Source organism: Corynebacterium sp. S7, from assembly GCF_054401105.1.
Genome location: NZ_CM136760.1, coordinates 1,209,433 through 1,224,674 on the forward strand (window position 1 = coordinate 1,209,433; position 15,242 = coordinate 1,224,674).

The window sequence follows — 15,242 nt, forward strand, 5'->3', positions numbered from 1 at the left end:
TTGGCTCCGGTTGATTCCCGCAGAAAACGGGTAGGGTGGGAATTAACTTCAGCAGATTGTCGCAGCGGTAATGAGCGGAAGGAGAACGCGTGACACTGAAAAAACATACTCCGGAACGTCGTTCCTTTCGGCGGAAATTACGCATGGAACTCGCCAGTGTTGAGCATTTAAGCCCTGAAGCTGTAGCGGCGTTCGTCGATGGTGAGCTCAGTGATGGTGCGCTGCACCGCGCGCGAGTACATGTGGTCCATTGCAGCGATTGTCGTGAAGAGGTCCACGCTCAGCGTCACGCTTCCGAAGCCGTGCGTGGTTCCAATCTTGAGGAATGCGTTCGTGCCCCGCGCAATTTAGTGGCGCGGCTGTCTCAGATTGCTGATCTCGCGCCGTTGCGTGATCCCGAAGATTCACCTTCCGTTGAAAAAGACGATACTGCAGGTGAGCGTCGTTTAAAGGCGCTGTTCCGGAAGAATTAGCGTGGAATAATCCCCGCGAAGTCGGTCCAACGAGATTGTTGCGCCCGCGCGTACTAAGGTGAGAGTGTGTTTGACAGTATTGGCTGGGGTGAAATATTTTTCATCATTATTATCGGCATCATCGTTATCGGACCGGAGAAATTGCCCGGGGTAATTCAAGATGTTCGCGCTGCAATCTTTGCGGCTCGCCGAGCGATCAATAACGCGAAGGAAGAGCTCAACGGCGACTTTGGCGAAGACTTCGACGAGTTCCGCAAGCCCATTAATACCGTGAGCGAATATGCGGCGATGGGCCCGAAGCGCGCGATTGCGAAGGTGCTCTTTGACGAGGAGGGGGATTACCTCGATCAATTTGATCCCACGAAAATGATGGAAGGCGACCCAGCCACGGCGACGGGCCAGAACCAACTGCGCAACCAAGCCCAGCAAGGTACTCAGCCTCCGACCCAGCCTCCGACGCAGTCCCAGCCTCAAAGTCAGCCTCAGCCCACGTCGAACAAGAATAAGGGCGACTATTCAAGTGGTGGCGGCTTCTCTTGGGCGGACATCACATAAACCAAACTCCGCCCCGATGGAAAAATTCCATCGGGGCGGAGTCTTGTTTTGGCTTTATTTTCGGTTCGGCCTTTTAGCGCTTACTTCCGCGTAACCCCAAGGTTCAAGGACTTACCCGCAAGGGAGTCCTTCCGGATCATTAGCTTATCGACGATGGCGCTAATTGCCTTCGCTGCAGAAGAATCAGGCTCCGAGAGAACAACCGGATTGCCGTCGTCGCCATGCACGCGCAGCTGTGGGTCAAGAGGAATCGACCCAAGAAGGGGAACATCGCCACCGGTGATTACAGACAGCCGTTCGGCTACCTGTTGGCCACCACCAGCACCAAAGATTTCCATGACGCTGCCATCGGGCATGATCATCCCCGACATGTTCTCAATCACACCAGCAACCCGCTGACGGGTCTGCTGGGAGATCGAACCCGCGCGCTCGGCAACCTCGGCTGCAGCAGCTTGTGGCGTCGTCACAATCAACAGCTCGGCGTTTGGAACTAGCTGCGCAACAGTAATGGCTACGTCGCCGGTTCCTGGTGGCAGATCCATGAACAAGACATCCAAGTCACCCCAGAACACATCTGCGAGGAACTGCTGGATAGCGCGGTGCAGCATCGGTCCACGCCACACAACAGGGGAGTTGCCCTCGACAAACTGACCGATGGAGATATGGCGCACGTTGTGAGCGATCGGCGGCATGATCATGTCGTCGACCATGGTTGGGTTTTGTCCCGTGGAACCCATTAACGCTGGAACCGAGTGACCGTAAATATCGGCATCGATGATGCCAACCTTGAGCCCACGCGCAGCCATAGAAACAGCGAGGTTAACCGTAGCCGAGGACTTACCTACGCCACCCTTGCCAGAGGCCACCGCGAACACTCGGGTGGTGCTGTCTGGCTTTGCGAAAGGAATCTCAGGTTCTTCGGCATCCCCGCGCAACCGCAGGCGGAGTTCGCGGCGCTGATCGTCGGTCATGGCGCCGAGGGTGACATTGACGGTGCCAACTCCGTCTAACTCTTCCAAAACAGCTCGAGTATTGGACTCGATAGTGTTGCGCATTGGGCATCCCGCAATGGTGAGCAACACCTCGACCGAGACATTGTTGCCATCAAGTTCGATGGACTTCACCATATCTAGCTCGGTGATGGGTTTGCCTATTTCGGGGTCCTCTACGCGGGACAACGCGCTGCGAACAGAAGCTTCGGTAAGTGTTGTCATAGTAGTGAATCAGTATAGTTCACCCGATTCATAGGACTAAAGGTGCACGGTACCTGTGGATTCCCTGAATAAGGGAAGCGAATATATCTAGTAGTTTCAATGCATGTCTACAGGTTTTTCAGTTACCATAGTTTGGTACCGATTCCATAATTAATATGATTAACTAAAGGAGACTCATAGCGAAATGACACCGAATTCCGATCGCGCCCGACGAATCCGTCCTGATGGATGGCCAGTTGGCAGCTTTAACACGTACCTTGAAGCTCAGAACGCGGTTGATGCACTATCGGACCGCAAATTTCCAGTCGAAGAAACAGCAATCGTAGGCGTGGACTTGTTCCAGGTAGAAAAGGTCACTGGTCGCCTGACTTGGGGCCGCGTCCTCGGCGGTGGTGCCCTTGCCGGTGCATGGTGGGGCCTATTCATTGGCCTGCTTGTGGGTATGTTCAGCCCTGCTCTGTGGATTCCAGTGTTTACCGGCATCGTCATCGGTGCTATCTTCGGCATCATCTTTGCGGCAATCAGCTACGGCATGACCGGTGGTGCACGAGACTTCACATCTACCACCGACATCGTCGCAGGTCGCTACGACGTTATTTGTACTCCGGATCGCGCCGAGGAAGCTCGCGATATCATTGCGTCTCTTGGTACGTCGATTCCGCAGGATCAGCTGGATCAGTCGCATCCGGAGAATGATCCACGCCCGACCAATGATGCTTAAACCCGGGTAGGTTCGGGGTAGACTTAGCCCCTGATTACCTATAAAACCCGCGGCCGAAAGGATCTCCCGGTTCCGCTATGCATCGATTAGCTCAATCACGACGCACTGTATCCGGAGGGATCGCCCTTGTGGTGGCCGCGGGTTTTGTGCTGTCTGGATGTTCTGCCCCAACCACAACAGATTTCGGCCAGGGGGCGGAGCCGGTGGTGATCTCCATTGATGCCAACTCTGCAGAGCAAGTCGTCCTCGCGGAGTTCTATCGCCAAGAGCTAGAAGATATCAATCACTCGACTCAGGTGATCAGCCCCGCAGCCGACAGCGAGACAGGCAGCGAGACAAGCAAAGTCGAACGGCTCAGATCAACCGAAGCCAACTTCGTCATTGGATGCACCGGCGATCTGCTGGCCGAGCTCAATCCCACGGAGACGGGTGTTCTTGTCACCGAGGTCAATACAGCTGAGCAATCCGGTGATACCAGCTTCAATGTTTCTCAGCGCACGTACGACGAGTTCGTGGGCTCCCTACCTGGTGATGTTCAAACCACTGATCCGTCGCCAGCCCAGGGCTGTGCAGACACGCAACATTCGGAGCTTGCCCAGAACCTCGTACCGGTGTTCTCAAAAGGCCTGTTTGACCGCAGTGAGCAAAGGTCAATCAATGCATGGACACGCGGATTAGTCACCGACGAACTGAAAGAAGTCGCCGATGAAGTCAAACGCGGAGAAACTGTAGAAAATGCGGTGCTCAACTGGCGCAGCACACACAATTCGAATATTAATCAAGCCGAAGACAGCAGCCAGAAGAACTAAACAGAAAAACTAAAAGGAGGTCGGCCCCACAGAGTGGGGCCGACCTCCTTTCTTCAGCTGCTGCTAGGTAGTGGTCCTACTTGGCAAACGCCTCGTCGAGAAGCTGCTGCTCTTCTTGTGCGTGAACCTTGGCCACACCGGTAGCGGTGGTGGACTGTGCACGACGCGAAACGCGCTTCATCTCAGGCATTTCTGGGATCAGGTTGCGCAGGTGCTCGTTGTAGAACGGCCATGCACCCTGGTTCGCAGGCTCTTCCTGGACCCAACGGATCTCTTCAGCATTCGGGTAGTTCTGGAATGCCTCGCGGAGACGGTTGAATGGAATTGGGTGGAGCATCTCGATGCGAACAATCGCGACGTCATCGCGGCCATCCTTCACACGACGCTTCTCCAACTCGTAGTAAACCTTGCCGGAGCACAGCATGATGGTCTTGACCTTGTCGGTATCACCGATCTTCTCGTTGTGAGCGTTGACCAAGTTAGGGTCATTGATCACGGACGCGAAGGACTTGGTCTCGGTGAAGTCAGACACCTGGGAAACCGCAGCCTTGTTACGCAGCATGGACTTCGGAGTGAAGACGATCAGCGGTCGCTTCATCTCGCCAAGGCCTTGACGACGAATCAGGTGGAAGTGGTTTGCCGGGGTGGTTGGCTGAGCAATGGTCAAGGAACCTTCTGCGACCAACTGAAGGAAACGCTCGATGCGTGCCGACGAGTGGTCTGGTCCCTGGCCTTCGTAGCCGTGTGGCAGCAGCAGGATCAGGCTGGAGAGCTGGCCCCACTTCGTCTCACCGGAGGCGATGTACTCGTCGATGATGGTCTGTGCGCCGTTGGCGAAGTCGCCGAACTGTGCTTCCCATGCAACAACTGCATCTTCGTTACCCACGGTGTAGCCGTACTCGAAGCCCATGCCCGCATACTCGGTCAGAGAGGAGTTGTACACCAGGAACTTGCCGCCGTTACCGGAGTCAAGCGCGTTTTGGTGCAGTGGGTTGTAGCCCTCGCCGGTCTCTGGATCGTAGAGAACTGCGTGGCGCTGGGTGAAGGTACCGCGCTGGGTGTCCTCGCCGGCCAGACGAACGAGCTTGCCGTTGTCTGCAGCCAAGGAGCCAAAGGCGAGCAGCTCGCCCCATGCCCAGTCGATGTCACCGTCGACAGCGGAGTTACCGCGCTTCTTCAAAACGGAGCCGACACGCTTGTTTGGAGTGAAGGTGTCAGGCAGCTCTCCGTAGGAGTTCGCCATTGCCTCCAAGGACTCCTTGGAGATGGAGGTGTCCAAGCCGGTGGTCAGCACCTGAGAGTGGGTGATACCGGTCTGCTCGGAAGGCTCGCCTTCGTGTGCCTTGACATCGGTGAAGACGGAATCCAACTGCTCGTTGAAGTCCTGTGCCACGATCTTGGCTTCCTCGTCGGTGATGTCGCCACGGCCGATGAGGTCCTCGGTGTACTTGGTACGTACCGATGGGTGATTCTGGATCTTCTCGTACATCTTTGGCTGGGTCACGGTTGGATCGTCAGCCTCGTTGTGACCGCGCAGGCGGTAACAGATCAGGTCGATGAATACGTCCTTGCCAAACTCACGACGGTACTCGGTAGCCAGCTTGGCAACCCACACAGCAGCTTCTGGGTCATCGCCATTGACGTGGAAGACTGGGGCGTCGAAGCCCTTTGCCAGGTCAGTGGAGTAGTAGGTGGAGCGACCCGAATCTGGGGTGGTGGTGAAGCCGATCTGGTTGTTCACCACGATGTGGATGGTGCCGCCCACATCGTAGCCGCGCAACTTCGACAGGTTCAGGGTTTCCTGAACAATGCCAAGACCTGCGAAGGAAGCATCGCCGTGGAGCATCATTGGAACAACGGAGTAACCTTCTTCGGTTGCGCCCTTGTCTAGGATGTCCTGCTTCGCGCGAGCGATACCGACCATAACTGGGTCGACGGCTTCCAGATGCGAAGGGTTAGCGGTCAGCGAGACCTTAATCTCGTTCTCGCCGAACATCTGGATGTGCTCGCCCTCGAAACCGAGGTGGTACTTCACGTCACCGGAGCCACCTTGCTGTGCCGACTGCATGTTGCCTTCGAACTCGGTGAAGATGGTGCGTGCTGGCTTGCCAACGATGTTGAACAGGACGTTCAAACGGCCACGGTGAGGCATGCCGATGACAACCTCGTCGAGGCCCTGGCCTGCGGCGGTGTCGATGACGGAATCCATCAGTGGGATCAGGGTTTCGGCACCCTCGAGGGAGAAGCGCTTCTGGCCCAGGTACTTGGTTTGCAGGAAGTTCTCAAATGCTTCAGCAGCGTTGAGCTTCTGCAGAACGTACTTCTGCTCGGCGTTGGATGGCTTCGGCATGCCGTTCTCGAGGCGGGTCTGCAGCCATTCGCGCTCATCGCGGTCCAGGATGTGGGTGTACTCCGCACCAACGTGCAGGGTGTAGGCAGAGCGCAGGCGGCTGAGAACCTCGCGCAGCGTCATGGTTTCCTTGCCACCGAATCCACCAACGTGGAAGGTGCGGTCCAGATCCCACAGGGTCAGGCCGTGGGTTTCCATCTGCAGGTCACGGGAGTCCGGCTTAGGCAGGCCAGGCTGATCCCAATGAATTGGGTTGGTGTCGGCCATGAGGTGGCCGCGGGAGCGGTACGCCTCGATGAGCTGCATGACGCGGGTGTTCTTGTCCAGGCCAGTGTTTGGCTGGTCCTGTGCCCAACGCATTGGAGAGTAAGGAATCTCCATGTCTTCGAAGATTTGGTCCCAGAACTTATCGTCGACAAGCAGCTGGGAGATATCGCGCAGGAATTCGCCGGACTCTGCACCCTGGATCACGCGGTGATCGTAGGTAGAGGTCAGGGTAACTAGCTTGCCCACACCAAGTTCAGCAAGACGGTCCTCGGAAGCGCCAGCGAATTCTGCTGGGTAATCCATTGCGCCGACGCCGATGATCGAGCCTTGGCCCTTGGTCAGACGTGGAATGGAGTGACGCGTACCAATGCCACCTGGGTTGGTCAGCGACATGGTGACGCCGGAGAAATCATCGAGTTTCAGCTTGTTCACGCGAGCACGAGCGACGATGTCCTCGTATGCGTCGATGAACTCCTTGAAGTTCTTGTTTTCAGCTTCCTTAATCGCAGCAACGACGAGCGCGCGGGAGCCGTCCTTTTGGGGAAGGTCAATTGCAAGGCCTAGGTTGATGTGCTCAGGCTGGATCTTGAAAGGCTTTCCATCCCTGACCTCGTAACGCACGTTGAGGTCTGGGTGAATCATCGCAGACTTCACTATGGCGTAGCCAATGATGTGGGTAAAGGAAATCTTGCCACCACGAGTGCGCTTGAGGTGCTCGTTGATCTGCGCACGGTTTTCGAACATGAGCTTAACTGGCATATCGCGAACGGTGGTTGCCGTTGGGATTTCCAGAGACTCATCCATGTTCTTGGCGATGGCCTTAAAAGTGCCCTTGAGCTGCGTTTCGCTAGGCTCCGGAGACTTACCAATGCGATCGAGCGGACTCGACTTTGGCTTTGGGGTCTTCTTTGCAGGCTTAGCTGCCTTCTGTGCTGACTCTTCCAGTCGCGTGGCTGGCTTCGCTGTGCCCGTCGCTGGGGTCGTAGCGGTGGTCTGAGAATTAGCCTGGGCCTTAGGCTGCTGACCGGCAGTTGCCGAGGAAGCAGAGGCGGCGGTTGTTGCAGGTGCATCCTTCGCTGTAGTCGAAGTGCCCCTCTTCTCGAAAAGCTCTCGCCATTCAGGATCCACGCTAGATGGGTCCTTCTGGAACTGCAGGAACATCTCGTCAACCAGCCAGGTGTTTTGGCCGAATGTACTTGCGCTGCTCACGGCAGGTGCTCGCCTCATTTCTTGGTGCGTTTATTAATGGTGTTTAGTCGACTTTAATTGTCTATCAATCTCAAGCGTAAACTTGAATCGATGTAATCCACTTATCGGAGTATACCTACCCCCGTTAGCGGTTGCTGGCCCACATCTGGGCATATTTTCCACCGCTATCAAGGAGTAGATCGTGGGATCCATCTTCGATGATACGTCCCTCGTCAATAACTAGTATGCGATCGGCCTGACGTGCCGTAGCCAAGCGGTGAGCCACGATCACAGAGGTGCGTTTGCTGGTGGCTTGGGCCGAGGCATCGAGCACCTTCTTCTCTGAGGCTGGGTCGAGTGTGGCGGTGGCTTCGTCGAGAAGCATTATTGGCGCATCTAACATTTCGGCGCGCGCGAGAGCGATGATCTGGCGCTGCCCGGCGGACAGCCCGCGGCCACGTTCGCCAACGACGTGATTGAAGCCACCGGGGATTGTAGCGATGACGTCGAGGGAGTCGATCGCGCGCACCGCCTGCTCAATGTCCTCGTCAGAGGCATCGTCGACACCGTAGGCGATATTTTCGGCGACGGTGCCGGGGAAGAAGTAGGACTCCTGGGGCACTTGGGCGATGGCGCGACGCCATTCGGCCAGGGGGAACGAGGAAATGTCTTGCCCTGAAGCTTCTATCCGGCCTGAGGTGGGGTCGTAGAAACGGGCCAGCAACTTCACCACTGTGGATTTTCCGGCGCCAGTCGGCCCGACCAAAGCGACGGTTTCGCGGGGCTTGAGGTTGAGCGACAGGTTGTCTAGGATCTCCGTGTCTGCGGCACCTTCATAGGCGAAATCAACGTTGCGCAGGGACACTTCGCCCGCAGCAGCCTGCGCTGCCCCCGGCGCTACCCCCTTATCGGGCACGGTGGTTTTTGTAGCAAGCAATTCTGCGATGCGGGTGAAGCTGACGGTTGCTTGCTGCCATGAGTCGAAGATCTGTCCGAGCTGTTGAATTGGACCATAAAGCTGGCCGAGGTACATGGTGAACGCGACGACGACGCCGACGGAAAGCGAACCCTCAGCAACTCGTGTTGCACCGATACCGACCACGACGGCGGTCATGATCTGCGAGATTGCCTGCATTCCTGGGAAATAGAACGCCACCAAGACTTGGGAGCGCATACGCAGCGAGCGGTATTTCTCGGACTGTGAGGCGAAGGAATCGTGCGCGGTGGACTCCATGTTGTGCATTTGGCTGGTTCGAATACCGCCGATTAGCTCGGAGAATTGGCCGTTGACCACGGAGACCTGTTGGCGGGCTTGGGTGTAGAACCGCTTGGAGAGCCTGCGGAAAATGATCGTGACCACGACGATAATCGGCACGGCGATGAATGCGATCAGAGTCAATGAACCATCGGTGGCGACAAGCATCGCGCTGACACCAATGAGCGTGCCGATGGAGACGATCGCTTGCGCCAGGCCCGTTTGCAGGAAGTTGGACAAAGTGTCGATGTCGGTGGTCATGCGCGTCATGATCTTGCCCGACAGATTCGACTCGAAATACGACATGCCCAGGCGCTGCAGGTGTGCATAGCTGCGCAGGCGTAATCCGTACAGCAAGCGCTCACCGGAACGTGAACTCAACACGGTCATGGCTACGTTGGATGCCCAGGAGATCAACACGACCACAGCAGCCACCCCCGCAACAAGCCACAGCGTGGACGTGCTCCCGGCAGAGATACCCCTGTCGATGGCGATACGGATCAGGGTGGGGAAGGCGAGGTCCGCGAGCACCCCGATAATCAGCAAGATGATCACGCCGACAATGAGCCACTTCACCGCGGCAAACAGGTCGCGAATCTTAAATGGACGATTCGTCTCCCGCAACCGAGCCGAGTCGATGTGAGGTTGTTCGTCGGCGGGAGGCAACTTGGCCAAGCGTTCCTTGAGCTCAGGGGTCTCAGTGAGCACAGCGGTGTGCCCCATGTGGCCGGTGGCCGTCGCCTGAATCGCCGGGCCCTCATCTGCGGCGGCAACCTCCGGCCAGAGCTCCTCGTGGCTTGGTTCAGTCAAGGTCTCAGCCGAGACGTTGACCTCTTCCGCGGGGTCAGTGGGATCCATCAAGGTGGTATAAGCACGCGTATCGACGATTTGCTCACGCGGTCCATCGGCAATGACAGAACCCTGATCCATGATGACCACACGATCTGCGAGATCAACCGTGGATTGGCGGTGAGCGACTGCGATCACAGTGGTGTTTTTCAGCTCGGAACGCAGGTTGGCCAAGATGATTCGCTCGTTCTCGGCATCGATGGCGCTAGTCGCGTCGTCGAGAAGCATGATCTGTGGCTTCGATAGCAATGCGCGCGCGATGGCGATGCGCTGGCGCTGACCACCTGAAAGTGTCAGGCCGCGTTCGCCGACTACGGTGTCGTATCCGTCGGCGAGTTTCTCGATGAACTCGTCGGCACGCGCGAGGGCGGCGACACGCGCGACCTCCTCGTCGGAGACCTCGAGCCCCATGGTGATGTTGTCGCGGATCGAGCTGGAAAAGAGGAAAGCTTCGTCGAAAACGCAGGTCACGCGGTCACGGATGTCATGCAGACGGAGTTCTTCGTAGGGGTAGTCGCGCGTGCCGACGAGGGCGATGCTGCCAGAATCCGGGGTGTAGAACCCGCCGGCAAGCTGGACTGCCATGGATTTTCCGGCGCCCGGGCCGCCGACAACTACGACGCTTTCGCCAGGTGTGACGCGCAACGTGAGGTTGTCTAAGACTTGGTGGCCGTCGGTGGAGAAGGTGACGTTGTTGAAGGAAATACCCAGTGGTTCCTCGCCGAGCTCAAGGGGAGTGGCGGGGTCTTCGCGTTCGGGACGCAGACGCAGCACATCGTCGAGACGATCGACGCTACTCATGCCCATTTGCAAGGTGACGTAGGTGTTGGTGAGCATGCTCATCAGCGATGTCATCGAGGTGAGGTACGCGGTAAACGCGACGAACTCGCCGACGGAAATGCCACCGTTGATGGCCGTGAGACCGCCGAGCACAATCGTGATCACAAGGGCGAAATTGGGCAGCTGTGACAAAAGGGGCCTAAAGCGAGCGGTGAGTTTAGCCGCACGCATTTTCACTGAGTAGAGGCGCGTGCCCAGGGCATCGAGCCGGTCGACTGCCTGGTCTTCTCTGCCGAACGCCTTAACCACTCGCACGCCCGAGACCGTCTGTTCGACGTGCTCAGCTAGATCGGCGGTGGCCTGCTGATTCTCCCAAGTCGCGGCGTAGAGCGTCTTGCGCGAACGGTTGGCCAACCACAAAATGATGGGCAAAAACGCCAGTGCGAGAAGGGTCAGCGGCACTGACATGGTCAGCATCACCACCACCGTGACCAATAGCTGCAGGGCGCGCGAAAGTGCCAGCGGACCCATGGCAAGAACCGATTGGAACTGGTTCAAGTCACTGATCGAGCGCGAAACGATCTGGCCGGTAACGATCTTGTCCTGGCCGGGACCGTCCAGTGCTTGTAGCGCATCAAGCACATCAACGCGCAGCGTATGCTGCGCTCCGACCGACAGCGAGCCGGCCGACCAACGCCGGGCAATCTGCATCACATATTGGCCGAGCGCGATGGCGACCATGGTCCACGCGATCGCAGAAATCGAGCCCACGGTTTGCCCGGTGGCCACATCGATGGCCTGGCCCGTCAGCGCCGGGACGGTCACCTGCAAAAGCGTGGCCACGATCGCCGTAGAAAATGCAACGACCGCCACCACGGGACGCCGCTTGATAATCTGCCAAATGAGGCGAGCTCCGCGATTGGTTGGCGAAGCCTGATTCATGTTTCCTACTTATCTGAGCGGTGCAGCAGCGAGTTCCAAGCGCGCTGGATGCGGCCGTTCTTGTCTGAGTGTTTTGAGTCCGAAGATGATTCAGTGAGCAGCGCCTCCAGCTCGGCGATAGCAGCGTCATCCTCGTGCGAGGTTGGCGCCTGCGGAAGCTCCACGAGGAAGCGCTGCGGGGTAGCACCCAGGCTAGTAGATACGTTCGACATCACGGATTTTGCTAGACGACGATTGACCACCGTTCCTGCAACGGCACCGATTCCCAGCGGCATAATCTTTGAAATCCATGCCGCGGAGAACTTCTTGGTGACCTGCTTGACGGCAAGGGACAGTAGCTGGCTGTTAATATCTGCCAGCTTGGGTCCCGAAAAACGAGTCAGCGACTTGGCCACGGGAGAGCCGATGGCGACATCGCCCATCATCGCATCGACGATGGCCAAGCCCTTCGAGCCGAGCAGTGTGATCAATACGAGTGTGCGTCGACGCTCAGGGTCAGAGATATCAATGCCACGCAGATACGCGCTGGCCACGGTATACACCGCGCCAAAGTCGAGGAAGACTGCTGACTCGCCTGCCACAGCGGCCGTGCCTAGGAAGAAACCAACGCCGGGAACTGCGGCTGTTGCGCCCACGCCGGCACCTGTGCCGGACACGGCAGTGAGGAAGTGGCGATCCATGATTTTTTGGATCTCCGCCGGAGTTGCGTTCGGATTATTGCGACGCAGGCGGTTGACGTAGCGTTTGATGCTGGATCCCTGGATGTGGACTGCCTTGTCCACGGCCCCGATCAAGGCTCGCCCAATGGGCCCCACACCGTGTTCGATGGCCGAGGGATCTGAGCCGATGGCGTCAACAACGACTTGGTTGTCATCGAATGAAAGCTTTGTTTTTGACCGTGCCATGGGTTCCTCCTTAGAAGCAGGATTGGTAAGGAAATGATTATCCTAGGTAGTCAACGAACTTTATAGCGTTAGCCCAAGAAGGTTTATTTCCATCTTGATCAACTTGTAATTTTTGAGACTTTCCGTTTTGCCCGGTAGGAAAATTTTGCACGTGAAGCGTAGAAAAACTCTCAGTATATATTAAGATTCGCCGACTAACCTAGATAACATGAGTGTTTCCGATGCCGTGTCTACTGCGCCCGGAGAAGGGCCTGATATGGGCCCCAGCACCGGTCGCGGTCGGCGATCTGGCGCTGGGGAGACTGCTTCTGTTAAGAGCCTTCATGGCAAAAATTCTTCCAACCAATTGTCTCCCCACACAGGTAGCGGTCCAGTTGTGACCACAACGCAGGGCAAAATCCGCGGGTTTATTGATTCTCTTTCAGGAGTGCGTACTTGGAGGGGAGTGCCTTACGGTGCTGATACCAGCGGTGAGCACCGATTTCGGGATCCGCGCCCGGCAGAGCCTTGGATTGGTATCCGGGAATGTACCTCTTTCGCCCCGCCTGCTTTGCAGGGAACTTACGGCCTGACCAGTAAGGTCATTGGTAGCGAAGATTGCTTGACCTTGGATGTGGTCCGGCCAAATACCGACGATGTTTTACCGGTCGTGGTGTATTTCCACGGCGGATCCTTCCTCATGGGTTCCTCGCATGAAAAAGTACTCCAAGGCCATAACTTGTCGTTGACTACCGATGTTGTCTACATCTCGGTGAATTTCCGCCTCGGTGTGCTGGGCTATTTGGATTTGCGCTCGATCGGGGATGATTGCGTGGCCAATCCTGCGCTCAAGGATCAGATTCTGGCACTGCAATGGGTCAGAGACAACGCAGCTGCTTTTGGCGGTGATCCCAATTCGGTGACCATCATGGGTGAATCAGCAGGCGGTGCTTCTGTGATCTCGCTGATGACCGCTCCTTCCGCACACGGTCTATTCCACCGTGCGATCGCGCAGTCTCCTCCGATTGGCGCTGTGCATTCGAGGCTGCAGGCAGCGTCGTGGGCGACGCGCCTGCTGGATTCGATGGGCATGTCCAGGCTGTCCAGCATGTCGGAGCTGCGCCAAGTCGAGGGCGCAGAATTGGTTCGAGTAGGCCAGGCCATGGTGATCCGGGGTGGCGAATTGATGTATTTGAACTCGGCGTACATGCCTTCCGTGGACGGCGAGACCGTGATGCAACACCCGTTGGATGCATTCGCAGACGGTAATCAAGCGCCTGTGCCTTTGATTCTGGGGACCAATTCTGACGAAGCAAGTTTTGCCAAAGCCATGTATCTACGTAATAAGGCACGGGCCAAGGCGGCTCGCCGCTTGCTAGATGTCTATGATTCCGCAAACGCCCAAAAAGTGCTTGAAGCCTATGACAATGCGGAGTCTCGTTCAGATTTCGCTGAGCTTTTAGCAGATGCCGTGTTCTGGGCGCCGACGGTTTCGGTTGCCACTAATCACAGGTTTGTAGCCCAGACCTGGATGTATCGCTACGACTATGCCAGTACAGCGATGCAGCGACTCGGACTTTGGGCGATCCACTCTTCGGACCTGACTGCAGTTTTTGGTGCCCCGGGGACAACCCGCGCCGCTAGGTTGGACAACATCTTGTCCAACGAGGGCTTCGATGAGGTGAGCGAAAGGATGCAATTTCACTGGGGCAATTTCTTCCACTATGGAACCCCGGGACCGCAGTGGCCTGAGTATGGGATGCGTACCGACGAGGCGCCTGGCCGTGCGACGGTCATCTTTGATAAGGATTCTCATGTGGAATTGGATCCGAAGGCAACGAAGCGTCGCGCGTGGGAATCATTCTCAATGACCGAGTGGGGCGAGGGACGCCATGACTTGGAAGAGCGTGTGGCGGAGTTCTTAGGTACCGTTTTTGAGGCAGTCGAATAGGATTTTTACTTTCGTGGCAATTTCACAGTGGCAATATCGGGCGTGAAGTGAATCTGCGAACTAGGCTGGTACCGGCCACCATTTTATCCCCCAACAGAGTGCGCATGATTCAAGGGACGAATTTCCGGAAAGGGACTGTTGACCATGAGCTTTTTTGAGGATATCGCTGCGGCGCTCGACCGCGATGGGGTGGAATCACGGGTGCACGACGAAGTTATGTTTGTACCCATTACCGCCGAGGTTGAAATCCAGTTTGTCGAGATTGACCCTCACTTGCCGGCAGCGAATGTGTACATTGCTGCCGCGGATGTTGATGAGGACGATGACGATTTTGAAGCAGTCTTAGTCTCCGTTGTCTTTTCTGTTGACGCGGCTGTGCAGACTGTGGCGGACCACATTGCCACCGACCAAGTTGTCACGGTTTTGCGGGATCTGCTGGAAAGCACAGATGAGCGCATTGAAGACCTAGATTTCTTCCAAGACGTAGTCAACCCACACCTGGTTCGCGCTGAGGTAGGCGACAATTCAGAGATCCAGGTGCTTGTTGAGGTGCTCGATGGGGTGCCTTCTGCAGTTGTTGAGTTTGTTGCTATGGGCAATGATTTTGACGAATTGGTTGACCAGGCCATTGATGAGTTGTGGGAATCTGATGGGGAAGCTGAGCTTTCCAATGAGGACCGTGACCGTCTGTTTAACGACTTGGCTATTGAAGCTGACCTCGACGGGGAAGTCCTGGCTTTGGGCACCTTTACCGATTTCGATCGCCTCTTCGACGTGCTCTCGCTCGCCGCCGATCATGCAGACGATTGGGAAGCCCAGCTGGTCCCGGTTGTAGACGATGAGTTTGAGGAACCTGAGGTGTACGACATCTTCGGCGCAGACGATGGCGACGATGATGTCGACATTGACACTGACCTCGATGCCGACGATGATTCCGACGATATTGATGATCTCGATGAGGTAGACAACATCGCCGAGTACGAAGACGGGCGCTAATCGGGCAC

At 56.7% G+C, this 15,242-nt stretch carries 10 protein-coding genes; 6 read left to right on the plus strand and 4 right to left on the minus strand.

Going from position 1 to position 15,242, the window contains the following annotated elements; all coding sequences use genetic code 11:
* Positions 1-89 precede the first annotated feature (89 nt).
* Together ACXZ66_RS05890 and tatB are read left to right on the plus strand one after the other, a co-directional pair.
* Positions 90-473 (plus strand): zf-HC2 domain-containing protein, encoded by a 384-nt coding sequence (locus ACXZ66_RS05890; RefSeq protein WP_458750959.1) that lies wholly within the window; start codon positions 90-92, stop codon positions 471-473.
* A 66-nt stretch (positions 474-539) separates the two neighbouring features.
* Entirely contained in the window at positions 540-1,028 is a 489-nt protein-coding gene (gene tatB / locus ACXZ66_RS05895) for a Sec-independent protein translocase protein TatB (protein ID WP_458750960.1), read from the plus strand.
* A gap of 80 nt (positions 1,029-1,108) precedes the next feature.
* On the opposite strand, the gene ACXZ66_RS05900 is transcribed toward tatB, so the two are convergent.
* The gene (locus ACXZ66_RS05900; protein WP_458750961.1) at positions 1,109-2,242 is read right to left on the minus strand and encodes an Mrp/NBP35 family ATP-binding protein; all 1,134 of its coding nucleotides are present in this window, start codon (positions 2,240-2,242) and stop codon (positions 1,109-1,111) included.
* 184 nt (positions 2,243-2,426) lie between these two features.
* Here ACXZ66_RS05900 and ACXZ66_RS05905 point away from each other — a divergent pair, with 184 nt between their 5' ends.
* Both ACXZ66_RS05905 and ACXZ66_RS05910 read left to right on the plus strand, forming a co-directional pair.
* The gene (locus tag ACXZ66_RS05905; RefSeq protein ID WP_458750962.1) at positions 2,427-2,963 is read left to right on the plus strand and encodes a general stress protein; all 537 of its coding nucleotides are present in this window, start codon (positions 2,427-2,429) and stop codon (positions 2,961-2,963) included.
* Between the two features lie 77 nt (positions 2,964-3,040).
* Positions 3,041-3,772: a hypothetical protein gene (locus tag ACXZ66_RS05910; RefSeq protein ID WP_458750963.1), complete on the plus strand. Its 732-nt coding sequence runs from the start codon at positions 3,041-3,043 to the stop codon at positions 3,770-3,772.
* A gap of 76 nt (positions 3,773-3,848) precedes the next feature.
* Here ACXZ66_RS05910 and ACXZ66_RS05915 read toward each other — a convergent pair whose 3' ends face one another.
* The 3 genes from ACXZ66_RS05915 to ACXZ66_RS05925 form a co-directional block, all read right to left on the minus strand.
* Positions 3,849-7,598 carry a multifunctional oxoglutarate decarboxylase/oxoglutarate dehydrogenase thiamine pyrophosphate-binding subunit/dihydrolipoyllysine-residue succinyltransferase subunit gene (locus ACXZ66_RS05915; RefSeq protein ID WP_458750964.1) on the minus strand — a complete coding sequence of 1,250 codons (3,750 nt, stop codon included), beginning with the start codon at positions 7,596-7,598 and terminating at the stop codon, positions 3,849-3,851.
* Positions 7,599-7,722: 124 nt separating this feature from the next.
* Positions 7,723-11,403 (minus strand): ABC transporter ATP-binding protein, encoded by a 3,681-nt coding sequence (locus ACXZ66_RS05920; protein ID WP_458750965.1) that lies wholly within the window; start codon positions 11,401-11,403, stop codon positions 7,723-7,725.
* Between the two features lie 5 nt (positions 11,404-11,408).
* Complete coding sequence (locus tag ACXZ66_RS05925; RefSeq protein WP_458750966.1) at positions 11,409-12,308, minus strand: hypothetical protein; 900 nt, start codon at positions 12,306-12,308, stop codon at positions 11,409-11,411.
* Between the two features lie 208 nt (positions 12,309-12,516).
* Between ACXZ66_RS05925 and ACXZ66_RS05930 the strand changes: the two genes are divergently transcribed.
* The gene (locus ACXZ66_RS05930) at positions 12,517-14,238 is read left to right on the plus strand and encodes a carboxylesterase/lipase family protein (RefSeq protein WP_458750967.1); all 1,722 of its coding nucleotides are present in this window, start codon (positions 12,517-12,519) and stop codon (positions 14,236-14,238) included.
* A gap of 144 nt (positions 14,239-14,382) precedes the next feature.
* Positions 14,383-15,234 (plus strand): hypothetical protein, encoded by an 852-nt coding sequence (locus ACXZ66_RS05935; RefSeq protein ID WP_458750968.1) that lies wholly within the window; start codon positions 14,383-14,385, stop codon positions 15,232-15,234.
* Positions 15,235-15,242: the final 8 nt, after the last annotated feature.

Coding starts and splice junctions, on each gene's coding strand:
- ACXZ66_RS05920 (WP_458750965.1), bottom strand. CDS start 11,403: ATGAATCAGGCTTCGCCAACCAATCGCGGAGCTCGCCTCATTTGGCAG.
- ACXZ66_RS05910 (WP_458750963.1), top strand. CDS start 3,041: ATGCATCGATTAGCTCAATCACGACGCACTGTATCCGGAGGGATCGCC.
- ACXZ66_RS05925 (WP_458750966.1), bottom strand. CDS start 12,308: ATGGCACGGTCAAAAACAAAGCTTTCATTCGATGACAACCAAGTCGTT.
- ACXZ66_RS05935 (WP_458750968.1), top strand. CDS start 14,383: ATGAGCTTTTTTGAGGATATCGCTGCGGCGCTCGACCGCGATGGGGTG.
- ACXZ66_RS05905 (WP_458750962.1), top strand. CDS start 2,427: ATGACACCGAATTCCGATCGCGCCCGACGAATCCGTCCTGATGGATGG.
- ACXZ66_RS05930 (WP_458750967.1), top strand. CDS start 12,517: ATGAGTGTTTCCGATGCCGTGTCTACTGCGCCCGGAGAAGGGCCTGAT.
- ACXZ66_RS05900 (WP_458750961.1), bottom strand. CDS start 2,242: ATGACAACACTTACCGAAGCTTCTGTTCGCAGCGCGTTGTCCCGCGTA.